The sequence below is a fragment of the Blastochloris sulfoviridis genome, from assembly GCF_008630065.1.
In the GTDB taxonomy this organism is placed as follows: domain Bacteria; phylum Pseudomonadota; class Alphaproteobacteria; order Rhizobiales; family Xanthobacteraceae; genus Blastochloris; species Blastochloris sulfoviridis.
Window position 1 is genome coordinate 1 of sequence record NZ_VWPL01000019.1, and the last position, 12876, is coordinate 12876.

The following is a 12876-nucleotide window of genomic DNA, read 5'->3' on the forward strand; positions in this document are numbered from 1 at the left end:
GCCCTCATCGCCATCGCCCGAAAGCTCCTGACCATCCTCAACGCCATGATTCGAGACAACAAACCCTGGCGAGACCCCAAAGCCGCATGACAGTTGCTCACGGCTGAAGCTGTTCGCCCGGGACGACACACCGGCCGACGCTCCCCCCGCCTCAATAGGCCTGCTCGACCTGCTTCACCTGGTAGCGCGGCTCCTCGTACTTGCCGCGCTTCTGGCGCTTGGGCAGCTCGATCCGGTCGCGCTTGACGTGCTCGTAGGGCACGGTCTTCAGGATGTGGCGGATGATGTTGAGCCGCGCCCGCTTCTTGTCGTCGGAGGGCACCATGAACCACGGCGCCCAGGCGGTGTCGGAGTTCTCGAACATCTCGTCGCGCGCCGCCGAATAGTCGTACCAGCGCTTGTAGGATTCCAGATCCATCGGCGACAGCTTCCAGGTCTTGCGCGGATCGTTGATGCGCCCTTCCATGCGGCGGGTCTGCTCGTCCTCGCTGACCTCCAGCCAGAACTTGATGAGGATCACCCCGGATTCGACGATCGCCTTCTCGACCGCCGGAACGGCTGCGAGGAAGCGCCGCGCCTGCTCGTCGGTGCAGAAGCCCATCACCCGCTCGACGCCGGCGCGGTTGTACCAGCTGCGGTCGAAGATCACGACCTCGCCGGCCGCCGGCAGATGCGGCAGGTAGCGCTGGATGTACATCTGCGACTTCTCGCGGTCGCTCGGCGCCGGCAAGGCGATGACGCGGAAGGTGCGCGGGCTCACCCGCTCGGTGATCGCCTTGATCGAGCCGCCCTTGCCGGCGCCGTCGCGCCCCTCGAACAGGATGCAGACCTTGAGGCCCGCGTGCTTGACCCATTCCTGCAGCGCCACCAGCTCGCCGTGCAGGCGCACCAGCTCGGCCTCGTAGTCCTTGCGCTTGAGCTTGCCGGGCTTGGCGGCGGATTTCGCGGCCGTCTCGCCGCTCTGGGCGGGGTTGTTCTGCGTGTCGTTCGACTTGTCGTTCGACTTCTTGCCCATGACATGACCTCCCGGTGACACAACCTCCCGGCCGGCAACCGTGCGAAGCAAGGCGATCCGTGTCAATCGGCGTGTGGGTTGGCCTGTCATCCCGGGCGAGGCGTCAGCCGAGAGCCGGGATCGCCATCCAGATAGCGCACCATTTTCTGAAAACGGTCCCGCTGAAAACGGTCCCGGATCGCGGGCCTGCGGCCCTTGTCCGGGACGACGACCTCTCCGCCGCCGGACGATGACCGGAAATGCGCTGAAATGCCGAAGATAATCCCGGCCGGCCGAAGCGGACATCGCGCCGCAGCCGGGCTTCCCGCCAAGCTCCCGGCCGCCCCGCTCGCGCCAGGGTTGAGCGGCGTCCGGTCGCGCTGCGGGAAGATGCGGCGGCCTGCGGCCCAGCTTGCGCGCAGGCCGTTCGGCAGCGCGGCGCAGGCGGGGTGCGGCGTGCCGGCGGGCGGGGCTGTGGACCACCCCGGAAAAGCGCCCGATGTTGCGGGGCAAAACGCCGCAGGGCGTGCCGCAGCAACCCGGATGTTCCGCGAAAGGGCGCACAGCGGGGTATATTTATACCAAGGCTGCGACCGCCTGTCGCAGCCTTTTTTCCCAGGATTGGCATTTAGTCCTTGACAGCCGCGCGCTGCTGGGGTACAAGGTCAGCACGCTCCGCAAGTGCGGTTGGCGCCGCCATATGCCCCTCGGCTTGGTGCCGCCGCTTGGATGGGTGAAACCGCCTGCCAAGAGCCCCCGCCGCGCTCCCCCGCGCGCGGCGGGGCTCCTTACGGAGAAGCCGAAGGCTATCCCGGGTGCGTCCTCAGCCAGCGCCCTCATCAACCGGGATAGCCTCGCCTCTTCGGGCCTTCCTCTCCTCGGAAGGAGACGGCTGGGTGCGGGGTAGAGAACCCGCCCCGGCCGTCCTGCCCGGGGGAGGCCCCCCCAAAGACCACTTCAAGAAGCGACCACTTCAAGAAGCGACCACTTCAAGAAGCGACCGCTTCCAGAAGCACCGCCGCAAGGCGGCATCCGCGAAAACACCGCTCGAATTCACGCAAAATCCGGTTCTGCCATGGTCTCGTCCGCGCCGCCCGCGCCGGAGGAGCTCGAACGTCTGCGCGTCCTCTATGAGGACCGCCGCGGTCCGGCTCTGCCCGCACTGGCCGCCGGCGCCGGCCTGTCGCTGTGGCGACTCAACCAGCTCGCCATCGCCCAAGGTTGGAAGCGGCGGCGCGGTCCGGTCGGGCTCGGCCGCAGCGGCGAGGCCGGCCCCGGCCGCCACCGCGGCTTCGCCTGCACCGGCCTTGCCACCTGCCGCGAACGCGAGGCGATGGTGACCAAGCTGCTCGCCACCTGCGAGGAGCAGGTCGCTGCCGCCGCCGACCGCCTCGCCACCAGAAGCGCCGATCTCGTGCCCGAGCGCGAGGCGCGCACCCTTGCCGTGCTCGCCCGCACCATCGAGCGCCTCACCGCGCTCGACAGGAAGGCCGCGCGAACGCCGGCCCAGACGCCGGCTGCGGACTCCGATGACCGAACCCTGCCTCGCGACTATTCCGGGCTGCGGACCGAGCTGGCGCGCCGTCTGGCGGAGCTGGAAGGCGAGCGGCCGGGAGGGGGAGTTCCTGGCCCGCCTGACGGATGACCAGCTCGACGACTTCCTGCACGAATGGCGCTCCTGGGCGCGGGCCTCGCAGTGGCCGCCCGCGGCCGCCGCCGATGGCGCACCGTGGACGATCTGGCTGATGCTGGGCGGGCGCGGCTCCGGCAAGACCCGGGCCGGCGCCGAATGGGTGCGGGCGCTGGCGCTGGGCCGCCCGCCGGCCGCGCGCGCGCCGACCTCGCCGATCGCGCTGGTTGGCGAGACGGCGGCCGACGTGCGCGAGGTGATGGTGGAGGGCGTCTCCGGCCTGCTGCGCATCCATGCCCGCTATGAGCGGCCGCGCTGGCTGCCCTCGCGCCGCCGCCTGGAATGGCCGAACGGCGCGGTGGCGCAGACCTTTTCCGCCGACGATCCCGAGCAGTTGCGCGGGCCGCAGTTCGCCGCCGCCTGGTGCGACGAGATCGCCAAATGGAGCCGCGCCGAGGAGGCGTTCGACATGCTGCAATTCGCGCTCCGGCTGGGCGAGGCGCCGCGCCAAGTGGTCACCACCACGCCGCGCGCGGTGCCGATCGTGCGCCGGCTGGTCGCCGATCCGCGCGTGGCGGTGGCGCGCATGACCACCGCCGAGAACGCGCTGAACCTCGCGCCGAGCTTTCTCGATGCCATCGTCGGCCGCTATCGCGGCACGCGGCTCGGCCGCCAGGAGCTGCTGGGCGAACTGGTCGAGGACCGCGCCGGCACGCTGTTTCCGCGCGACCTGATCGAGCGCTGCCGCATCGCCACCGCTCCCACGCTGGCGCGCATCGTCGTGGCGGTCGATCCGCCGGCCTCCGCCCACCGCACCTCGGACGCCTGCGGCATCATTGCGGCCGGGCGCACCGCGGACGGCCGGCTCTGCGTGCTCGCCGACGACACCGCACGCGGCCTCAGGCCGGCGCAATGGGCAGCGCGGGCGCTGGCGCTCTATCATCGGCTTGAAGCCGATGCGCTGATCGCCGAGGCCAACCAGGGCGGCGAGATGGTGCGCAGCGTGTTCGCGGATGCCGATTCATCGGTGCCGGTGCGCCTCGTCCACGCCCGCCGCGGCAAATGGCTGCGCGCCGAGCCGGTCGCCCAGCTCTACGAGCAGGGGCGGGTGGCGCATGTCGGCGCCTTTCCCGAGCTTGAGGACGAGATGGCCGACTTCGCCCATGACGGCCTCTCCGACGGCCGCTCGCCCGACCGGCTCGACGCGCTGGTTTGGGCGCTCACCGACCTCACCCAGCCCGACACCCAGCCGCGCGTGCGGCGGGTGTGAGCGACGTGGTGACGTAGGGCGGATGAGCGAAGCGTAATCCGCCAGTCCGTTGCCAGCCCTGCGTCGTGATCGGCGCAAGACGCGTGCGCCATTGCGCCCTGCGGGTTTTCGTCGTCCCGGGCGAGCAACGCGAGACCCGGGATCGTCATCCGGAAAGGGTCTCCGTCCTGCAAACGGTCCCGGGTCGTGCAGCTTCGTTGCGTGCACGGGACGACAATCTCTCCAACGCGTCGTCCCGGGCGAGCAACGCAAGACCCGGGATCGTCATCCGAAAAGGCCCCTCGCCCCGCAGGCGGGGCGAGGGAGAGGAGCCGCCATGTCCCGTCTCGCCATGTCCCGTCTCACCCGCCTGTTTCGTGTCCCCGAGCGCAAGGCCAGCCGGGTGGCGAGCCTGATCGCGCTCGAGCCGGGCCGGCCGCGCTGGACGCCGCGCGACTATGGCGCGCTCGCCCGCGAGGGTTATGCCGCAAACCCGGTGGTGCACCGCTGCGTGCGGCTGATCGCCGAGGCCGCGGCCTCGGTGCTGTGGCGCGTCTATGTCGGCGGCCGCGAGGTGCCAGACCATGCATTGGCACAGCTTCTCGCCCGGCCCAATCCGCGCCAGAGCGGCCAGGGCTTCCGCGAAACGCTGCACGCGTTCCAGCTTGTCGCCGGCAACGCCTATGTCGAGAGCGTCGCCGCCTCCGGCACGGTGCGCGAGCTGCACCTGCTGCGGCCCGACCGCATCAAGGTGGTGCCGGGGCCGGACGGCTGGCCCGCGGCATTCGACTACACCGTCAACGGCACGACGCTGCGCCTGCAGCAGAGCGAGGATGGCATTGCGCCGGTGCTGCATCTGGCGCTGTTCCATCCGCTCGACGACCATTACGGCCTCGCGCCCGCCGAGGCCGCGGCGAAGGCCATCGACATCCACAACGCCGCGCTGGGCTGGAACAAGGCGCTGCTCGACAATGCCGCGCGTCCCTCCGGCGCGCTGGTGTGCGCGGGCGAGGCGAGCCTGTCGGAGAGCCAGTTCGAGCGGCTGAAAGCTGAGCTTGAGACCGGCTTCTCCGGGCCGATGAACGCCGGCCGCCCGCTGCTGCTGGAGGGCGGGCTCTCCTGGCAGCCGCTGTCGCTGTCGCCCAAGGACATGGATTTCCTGGAGGCCAAGAACGCCGCGGCGCGCGACATCGCGCTGGCCTTCGGCGTGCCGCCGATGCTGCTCGGCATTCCCGGCGACAACACCTATTCCAACTATGTCGAAGCCAACCGCGCCTTCTGGCGGGCGTGCGTGGTGCCGCTGGTGACCCGCACCGCCGAGTCGCTCTCCGCCTGGCTTCAGCCGGCCTTCGACGATGCGCCGCGCATCGTCGTCGATCTCGACGAGGTGCCGGCACTCGCGTCCGACCGCGAGGCGCTGTGGCGGCGCATCGGATCTGCGACGTTCCTCTCCGACGACGAGAAGCGCGAGGCGCTGGGCTGGGAGAAGCGGGGGTAGGCGCCCCGCGCCCGCGGCCTCACGCCCCACCCAGCGATCGATTTCTCGAATAACGGTTCCGTCATGACGAAGGTCCTTTCGGCCTTTGTGCGGCCGGATCGTGCCCGCTTTCTGCGGCCGGATCCCGGCTCCTATCGTTTGCCGTCATATCACGTGACGCCGCGCACGGTGACGCTGCAGCAGAATGCAGTCAGCGCGCTGGTCCATCTGGCCCAAAACCTCACCATTCTTCGGCGAGAGCTCGCTTCGGTTCGCGCGCTGCTGCGGGAGAAGGCGAACTTCAATCCAAACCAGCCGCGCGACGAGCGTGGACGTTGGACGGAAACCGGTGCCGGAAACGAGAGCGACGCCGCGGAACGAAACATCCCCACCGATCGGCCGGCCGCGCCGGACCCGCAGCCATCGGCCACGATCTTGCGCAATCAAGTTGCCAAAGCGGCGATCAGGAAGCTTGTCGTGATGGGCGTACGCGAGGCCGCCAATCCTCTGATCGGCACGGTGCTCAACGCAGCCGATCTCGTGGATACGGCGCGTGAGGTCTATCCTTATGTTCGATCGCATTTCGACGAGCCGAAAACCCTGGAGGAACTGCAGGCGGCGGTCTCGGTACGCGAGGCCGGCTATGACATCCACCACATCGTCGAGCAGACCCCGGCCGACCGCGACAATTTCGCCCGTTCGCTGATCGATGCGCCCGAAAACCTGGTGCGGGTGCCGACGCTGAAGCACTGGGAGATCACGGCGTGGTTTATGACTCCGCGTGAGAGCTTCGGAGGACTATCAGCGCGCGAATATCTGCAAGGAAAGGACTGGGCAACGCGTGTCGAGGTTGGCAAGATGGCACTTGCCTCTTGCGGAGTGCTGAAGCCATGAAACCGACGGCACTGAGCAAGATGTCGGTCGACGAGTTGGTCGCGCGGTTTGTTGATATCGCACGCCGGCAGCACGACGCGATCCTGAATGATAAGTACGCCGCCTATCGGCGCCTCTACAATGAGATGGAAGCCGTTCGCCAGGAGCTGCGTGCGCGTCCCGGCGACCAGAGGCACGCTCTCACGCGTCTATTCAACGATGACAACACGCAGGTTCGGCTGAAGGCCGCCGTTTCAACTCTGGCCCTTGAACCAGAGGCTGCTCGAAGAATTCTGGAGGCTATTCGCGACAGCCGCGAGCTCTATTTTGCTCTTGACGCTGGGATGACATTAAGAATGCTCGATGATGGCTCGTTCGTGCCGACCTGAGGCGCTTTGAAGCCGTCTGACTCTTATTGTGTCGTCCAGGACGGCGCATCGCGACGATCCCGAAACACAATCGAGACAATCATGGACGAGATCACCCGCAGCGTCATCGCGCGCGGCGATCTCGCGCATCTGGCGCTGTTTCTGTGGGCGTCGGGCGCCTCGGCGCTCGCCGCCTTCGCGCTGCGCGAGCTTGCCGCCGCCCACCGCCGGTTCGACGTGTTCGTGCGCGAGCTGGCCCGCTTCAACAATCGTCTGGAACATTGAGCCGAGCGATGACCGACCTCCTCGAAGGACTGGCCGTGCTGCTGCACCGCCGCGCGGGCCGCGAAGGTGCGCGCGACGATGCCGAGACCGTGGTGCGCCGCTTCATCTGCGCGCTGGTGCGGCTGCGCCGGGCGAGCCGCCGATGAGCGCGACGCTTGAAGGCTATGCCAGCCTGTTCGGCCGCATCGATCTGGCGCGCGACGCGGTGGTGCCGGGCGCCTTCCGCACTGCGCTCGCCCGGCGCGGCGCCGGCAACATCCGCATGCTGTGGCAGCACGATCCGGCGCAGCCGATCGGCGTGTGGTTGGCGATCGCCGAGGATGCGCAAGGGCTCTATTGCCGCGGCCGGCTGGTGCCGGAGGCGGCGAAATCCGCCGAGGTCGCAGCACTGCTCAAGGCCGGCGCGCTCGACGGCCTGTCGATCGGCTATCGCACCGTGCGCGCCCGCACCGATCCGAATACGCGCGTGCGCCGGCTGATCGAGATCGACCTGTGGGAGATCTCGATCGTCACCTTTCCGCTGCTGCCCGAGGCGCGCCTGCGCGCCAAGCATCGACTGTTCCGGTAGGGCGCAATAGCGAAGCGTATTGCGCCGGTGACGTACGAGCTTGGCGCAATACGCTTCGCTATTGCGCCCTACGGCCTTTGCCCGAGCCGCGTCATCCCGGGCGAGCGTAGCGAGACCCGGGATCGTTTTCCGAAAACAGCACCAATCCTGAAAACGGTCCCGGGTCGCGCAGCTTCGCTGCTTGCCCGGGACGACGCATCTGACTGTTGAAACCAAAGGATCCGCTCATGACCCTCGCCTCGCCCGAGACCAAGGCCACGACCCCCGAGATGCAGGCCGCGCACGATGCGCTCAACGACACCTTCGCCGCCTATCGCGACGCCAATGACGAGCGGCTGGCGGCGCTGGAACGGCGCTCGTCCACCGACGTGCTGAGCGAGGAGAAGGTGGCGCGCATCGATGCCGCGCTGGAGCGCCAGCAGGCGATCCTCGACGAGCTGGCGGTGAAGGCGCGCCGCCCGGCGCTCGGCACCGGCGAGCGCGCAGCCGATGACGCCGCGCGCCGCGAGCACAAGTCGGCGTTCGACGCCTATGTGCGCACCGGCGAGACCGCGGGCCTGAAGCGGCTGGAGAAGAAGGCGCTGTCGGCCGGCACGGGTGCCGACGGCGGCTACACGGTGACCGCCGAGGTCGAGCGCGAGATCGGCCGCAGGCTCGCCGCCATCTCGCCGATCCGCGCCATCTCCGGCGTGCGCGAAATCTCGCTCGGCACCTATCGCAAGCCGTTCATGACCACCGGCTTCTCCGCCGGCTGGGTCGGCGAGACCGGCGCCCGTGCCCAGACCAATACGCCCACCCTCGCCGAGCTGGCGTTTCCGGCGGCCGAGCTCTACGCCATGCCGGCGGCGACGCCGACGCTGCTGGAGGACTCCGCCATCGACATCGAGCAGTGGATCGCCGCGGAAGTGGAGACCGCGTTCGCCGAGCAGGAGGGCACGGCGTTCGTTACCGGCGACGGCAACGGCAAGCCCAAGGGTTTTGTCGCCTGCACGACGGTTGCCAATTCGGCCTGGCAGTGGGGCAAGCTCGGCTTCATCGCCACCGGCGCGGCCGCTGCGTTTCCGGCGGCCAACCCCTCCGACGTGCTGGTCGACCTGGTCTATGCGCTGCGCGCCGGCTATCGCCAGAACGGCACCTTTGTGATGAACCGCAAGACCCAGAGCGCGGTGCGCAAGTTCAAGGATTCGCAGGGCAGCTATCTGTGGCAGCCGCCGGCCAGCGCCGATGGCCGCGCGTCGCTGATGACGTTCCCCATCGTCGAGGCCGAGGACATGCCGGACATCGGCGCGAATGCGCTCGCCATCGCGTTCGGCGACTTCCGCCGCGGCTATCTGGTGGTCGACCGCCAGGGCGTGCAGATCCTGCGCGATCCCTATTCCGCCAAGCCCTATGTGCTGTTCTACACCACCAAGCGCGTCGGCGGCGGCGTGCAGGATTTCGACGCCATCAAGCTGTTGAAGTTCGCCGAGAGCTGAGGGGTGCTGTCGTCCCGGGCGAGCGTCAGCGAGACCCGGGATCGTCATCAGAAAAGGCCCATTTCCTGCAAACGGTCCCGGGTCGCGCAGCTTCGCTGCTTGCCCGGGACGACAGGCCTCAAGCTCCCGCCGTCACTCCCCCAGCCGGCCGCCGAGCGTCTTCGCCGCGCCCGGCAGCCAGTCGATGATCGCACCGCTGGCGGTGATCGCGCTGGCGGCGCCGCAATTGCGCCCGCCCTCGCCGGCGCTCCAGGCGATGATGCCGGCGAGCACGGGCTTGCCGCCTTCGCGCGTCAGCGCGGCGCCGCCGGAATCGAGATCGCAGGCGCCGGCCGGCTTGCTGCCGGCGGGCGCGAGCTTCACCTGCGCGGTGACGTAGCGCAGCAGCACCGTCGTCGGCACCTGCCGCAGTACGCCGCCGCTGCGCGGATTGCCCTCTTCGGCCAGGCCGAAGCCGGCGAGCGTGATCGGCGTGCCCGCCGCCGGCAGGCCGGGTGCGCTTGCGAGCGCGATCGGCTGGAACTGCGCGGGCAGGGGGCTGCGGGTGCGCACCAGCGCCACGTCGGGCGAGGGCTTCCTCTGCTGGTAGTGCGCGCGCGTCCAGGCCGGGTGGATCGCCGCGCCGTCGATCTCCACCACCGTGGGACCGGCGCCGCCGCGCACCAGCACGGCGTAGGAGCCCGGCCTGTCGACGCAATGGCCGGCGGTGAGCACCAGATTGCGGCCGACAACCACGCCCGAGCAGGCGCCGTGGTTCGACACGACCTCGACGACATGCGCCTTGAGCGCCGGATCGGCCGGCGTACCGCCGACGATGGCCCGGGCCGGCGTGACGACTGAGGGCGCGATGAGGGCGGCCAGCGCCGCGCCGAGAGCAAGCTGTTTCGCGGTCATGCGCTCGTGTGGCGCGCTCCTGTCTCGAAGTCAAATGGCAGTGCGCAAGACGCGCTGTCGCCCCCGGCGAGCACCGCGGAGCGGTGCGAGGGAAGGGGGCCCATGAACCACGCCGCGGGCGGCTTTCACCCGCCTGTCGTCCTTGGGTTCCCTTCCCGAACGCCTTCGGCGTTCGCCGGGAACGACCGGTCATGTCCATCCTGGGATCCCTGAAATGCCCCTGTCTCTCCTCACCCCGCCCGCGGCGGAGCCGCTGACGCTCGCCGCGATGAAGGCCTATCTGCGCGTCGAGCACGACGACGAGGACGAGCTGATCTCGGGCCTCGTCGGTGCGGCGCGGCGGGCGTGCGAGGCGGCGACGCGCCGCGTCCTCATCGCCCAGACCTGGCGGCTCACCCGCGCGCGCTGGCCGCGCGACGGCCAGATCGACGTGGCGCTGGCGCCGCTGATGTCGGTCGTCGCCGCGCGCATCCGCAGCGCCGAGGGCGGCGAGAGCGCGATCGACGCCGCCCGCTTCCGCGTGGTGGCTGGCGCGGCCCCCGGCCTCATCCTGGCGCGGCCTCCGCTGCCCGCGCCCGCAGCCGGCGGCGCCATCGAGCTCGACATCGCGATGGGCTATGGCATGGAGGCCGCCGCGGTGCCGGCCGATCTGGCCGAGGCGGTGCGCCGCCTCGCCGCGCATTTCTACGACAGTCGCGGCCTGCCGGCGGACGGCGCCGCCGCGCTGCCCTCGGACGTGGCGGCGCTGCTCGCGCCCCATCGCGTGGTGTCGCTGTGACCGCCGCCGCCGACCTCAATACCCGCTTCGTCATCGAGGCGCCGCACGAGGTGCCGGACGGCGCGGGCGGCGTCGCGCGCACGTATGTCAGCATGGGCCGGGTGTGGGCGAAGCTTGCGCCGCTGGCGATGGACGAACGCATGATCGCTGGTGACAGCGTCGGCGTGCTCACCCACCGCGCCACGGTGCGCGTGCGCGCCGACCTCACCACCGCGCATCAGCTCGCACTCGGCGCGCGGCGCTTCCGCATCCGCGCGCTGCGCGAGGCCGGCCGCTTCCTTGAGCTGCTGCTGGAGGAGGAGCGCGGGTGACCGCCGATGCGCGGTCGCCCCCGGCGAGCACCGCGTCAGCAGGCGTAGGGCGCAATAGCGAAGCGTATTGCGCCAATCCCGGTTCGCACATCGGCGCAATACGCTTCGCTATTGTGCCCGACAGGCCCGCGTCATCCCGGGCGAGCGAAGCGAGACCCGGGATCGTCATCAGAACAAGCCCTTTCCTGCGAACGGTCCCGGGTCGCGCGCGCTGTGCGCGCTTGCCCGGGACGACGATCATTTCCCGAACAGCAACATTGGAGCCCCCATGTCCGCCGCTGTCGCATTGCGGGCCGCGATCTTCGCCGCGCTCGCCAATGATGCCGCGCTCGCCGCCGTGCTGGGCGGCGCGAAGATCCATGACGAGCCGCCGAGGACGCTCGACTTTCCCTTCGTCACGCTGGGCGAGGCGGAGATGCGCGATGCCTCGACGATGACGGAAGACGGCGATGAGACGACGCTGAGCCTCCACGTCTATTCGCGCCAGGGCGGCCACCGCGAGGCGCACGCCGTGGTCGGCGCGGTGATGGAGGCGCTGATCGACGCGCCGCTGCCGCTCGCCGGCCATCATCTGGCGAATTTGCGCTTTGCGGCGGCCGACGTGCGCCGCGGCGAGGACGGACGCACCTATCACGGCCGCATCCGCCTGCGCGCGGTGACCGAGCCGATGTGATGCGGTTTCCGGCCTGCAGGGCCGGAGAACCGCATTCCGATCGCCGAAAATCCCGTCTCCATCGGGGGATTTTCGGCGAGACCGTTTCCGGTATCCCGAAGGGATCGACCGGAAACCTCATGACTTGCCCGTCGCCCCGGGCGAGCGCGAGCGAGACCCGGGGCCGTATTCAGGAAGGGGGCTTGTTCTGATGACGATCCCGGGTCGCGCGGCATGCGCCGCTTGCCCGGGATGACGACATTTCAAGGAGAGTCTGATGCCCGCCCAGAAAGGCAAGGATCTGCTGCTCAAGGTGAACGACGGCGCGGCCTTCGTCACCGTCGCCGGCCTGCGCACCAACCGCTTTGCGCTCAATGCGCAAACCATCGACGTCACCCACGCCGAGAGCGCCGGCCGCTGGCGCGAGCTGCTGTCGGGCGCGGGCGTGCGCAAGGCCAGCGTTGCCGGCTCCGGCATCTTCAAGGACACGGCCTCCGACACGCGCCTGCGCCAGCTCGCCTTCGACGGCGAGATCGCGAGCTTCCAGCTCGTGGTGCCGGATTTCGGCATCATCGAGGGGCCGTTCCAGATCACCGCGCTGGAATATGCCGGCCGGTATGATGGCGAGGTGACGCACGACATCGCGCTGGAATCGGCCGGCGCGCTGACCTTCACCGCGTTGTGATTCTGTCATCCCGGGCGAGCAACGCGAGACCCGGGATCGTCCTCCGAAAAGGCACTTCATCCTGAACACGGTCCCGGGTCGCGGGCCTCCGGCCCTTGCCCGGGACGACAGCCTCTCCCCCGCGTCATCCCGGGCGAGCGTCAGCGAGACCCGGGATCGTCATCCGAAAAGGCCCCCGTCCTGAACACGATCCCGGGTCGCGCAGCTTCGCTGCTTGCCCGGGACGACAGCTTGCGAGACCCATCATGCCCAACCGATACCGCGGCGAGATCGAGGCGGACCTGTCCGGCCGCAGCCGGCGCCTGGTGCTGACGCTGGGCGCGCTGGCCGAGCTTGAGCACGCGCTGGGCGCGCCCGACCTTGCATCGCTCGCCGCGCGCTTCGAGGGCGGGCGGCTGGCGGCGCGCGAGGTCGCCGCCATCATCGGCGCCGGCCTGCGCGGCGCGGGCGAGTCGATCGGCGAGGCCGAGGTGCTGGCGCTGACCCACCCCGAGGGCGCGCGCGGGCTGGTGCGGCTCGCCGCCGATCTGCTCGTCGCCACCTTCGCGCCGGAGGAGGCGCCAAACCCTCCCCAGCCCGGGCCGGCGACGGTCCGGGCGATGGGCGCGGCCTCGTTCCCTGGCGGCGCTGGCTGAGC

16 protein-coding genes are annotated in these 12876 nt (G+C 69.8%); 14 read left to right on the forward strand and 2 right to left on the reverse strand.

What is annotated here, in order from left to right; translation table 11 throughout:
* Window positions 1–151: 151 nt before the first annotated feature.
* Window positions 152–1015 (reverse strand): polyphosphate kinase 2, encoded by an 864-nt coding sequence (ppk2, locus tag F1193_RS11230; RefSeq protein WP_150097786.1) that lies wholly within the window; start codon window positions 1013–1015, stop codon window positions 152–154.
* A 1054-nt stretch (window positions 1016–2069) separates the two neighbouring features.
* Here ppk2 and F1193_RS11235 point away from each other — a divergent pair.
* The 9 genes from F1193_RS11235 to F1193_RS11270 all read left to right on the forward strand — a co-directional run bounded on the left by F1193_RS11235 (window position 2070) and on the right by F1193_RS11270 (window position 8919).
* The gene (locus tag F1193_RS11235; protein WP_150097787.1) at window positions 2070–2639 is read left to right on the forward strand and encodes a hypothetical protein; all 570 of its coding nucleotides are present in this window, start codon (window positions 2070–2072) and stop codon (window positions 2637–2639) included.
* A complete protein-coding gene (locus F1193_RS11240; protein WP_150097788.1) occupies window positions 2524–3894 on the forward strand; it encodes a DNA-packaging protein in 1371 nt (456 codons plus the stop codon). The genes F1193_RS11235 and F1193_RS11240 overlap by 116 nt, the downstream gene beginning before the upstream one ends.
* Window positions 3895–4210: 316 nt before the next feature.
* Window positions 4211–5371 carry a phage portal protein gene (locus F1193_RS11245; protein ID WP_246164333.1) on the forward strand — a complete coding sequence of 387 codons (1161 nt, stop codon included), beginning with the start codon at window positions 4211–4213 and terminating at the stop codon, window positions 5369–5371.
* Window positions 5372–5434: 63 nt separating this feature from the next.
* Window positions 5435–6244, forward strand: a complete 810-nt coding sequence (locus F1193_RS11250) for a hypothetical protein (protein ID WP_150097789.1) — start codon at window positions 5435–5437, stop codon at window positions 6242–6244.
* A complete protein-coding gene (locus tag F1193_RS11255) occupies window positions 6241–6612 on the forward strand; it encodes a DUF2019 domain-containing protein (RefSeq protein WP_150097790.1) in 372 nt (123 codons plus the stop codon). Before F1193_RS11250 ends, F1193_RS11255 begins: the two co-directional genes overlap by 4 nt.
* Before the next feature lie 81 nt (window positions 6613–6693).
* Window positions 6694–6876 carry a hypothetical protein gene (locus F1193_RS11260; protein ID WP_150097791.1) on the forward strand — a complete coding sequence of 61 codons (183 nt, stop codon included), beginning with the start codon at window positions 6694–6696 and terminating at the stop codon, window positions 6874–6876.
* An 8-nt stretch (window positions 6877–6884) separates the two neighbouring features.
* Entirely contained in the window at window positions 6885–7022 is a 138-nt protein-coding gene (locus tag F1193_RS17095) for a hypothetical protein (RefSeq protein WP_170263547.1), read from the forward strand.
* The gene (locus tag F1193_RS11265) at window positions 7019–7444 is read left to right on the forward strand and encodes an HK97 family phage prohead protease (protein WP_150097792.1); all 426 of its coding nucleotides are present in this window, start codon (window positions 7019–7021) and stop codon (window positions 7442–7444) included. Before F1193_RS17095 ends, F1193_RS11265 begins: the two co-directional genes overlap by 4 nt.
* Window positions 7445–7713: 269 nt before the next feature.
* On the forward strand, window positions 7714–8919 hold the full coding sequence (locus tag F1193_RS11270) for a phage major capsid protein (protein WP_246164340.1): 1206 nt from the start codon (window positions 7714–7716) through the stop codon (window positions 8917–8919).
* Between the two features lie 132 nt (window positions 8920–9051).
* Here the strand turns inward: F1193_RS11270 and F1193_RS11275 are convergent, their stop codons facing one another.
* Entirely contained in the window at window positions 9052–9813 is a 762-nt protein-coding gene (locus F1193_RS11275; protein WP_150097794.1) for a S1 family peptidase, read from the reverse strand.
* A 214-nt stretch (window positions 9814–10027) separates the two neighbouring features.
* Here F1193_RS11275 and F1193_RS11280 point away from each other — a divergent pair, with 214 nt between their 5' ends.
* From F1193_RS11280 to F1193_RS11300, 5 genes are all read left to right on the forward strand, one after another.
* Window positions 10028–10591 carry a head-tail connector protein gene (locus tag F1193_RS11280; RefSeq protein WP_150097795.1) on the forward strand — a complete coding sequence of 188 codons (564 nt, stop codon included), beginning with the start codon at window positions 10028–10030 and terminating at the stop codon, window positions 10589–10591.
* Window positions 10588–10902 carry a phage head closure protein gene (locus F1193_RS11285; protein WP_150097796.1) on the forward strand — a complete coding sequence of 105 codons (315 nt, stop codon included), beginning with the start codon at window positions 10588–10590 and terminating at the stop codon, window positions 10900–10902. The genes F1193_RS11280 and F1193_RS11285 overlap by 4 nt, the downstream gene beginning before the upstream one ends.
* Before the next feature lie 268 nt (window positions 10903–11170).
* Window positions 11171–11575, forward strand: coding sequence for a DUF3168 domain-containing protein (locus F1193_RS11290; RefSeq protein ID WP_150097797.1), 405 nt, complete (start codon window positions 11171–11173; stop codon window positions 11573–11575).
* Between the two features lie 256 nt (window positions 11576–11831).
* A complete protein-coding gene (locus tag F1193_RS11295) occupies window positions 11832–12239 on the forward strand; it encodes a phage major tail protein, TP901-1 family (protein ID WP_150097798.1) in 408 nt (135 codons plus the stop codon).
* Between the two features lie 245 nt (window positions 12240–12484).
* Complete coding sequence (locus tag F1193_RS11300) at window positions 12485–12874, forward strand: gene transfer agent family protein (protein WP_150097799.1); 390 nt, start codon at window positions 12485–12487, stop codon at window positions 12872–12874.
* Window positions 12875–12876: the final 2 nt, after the last annotated feature.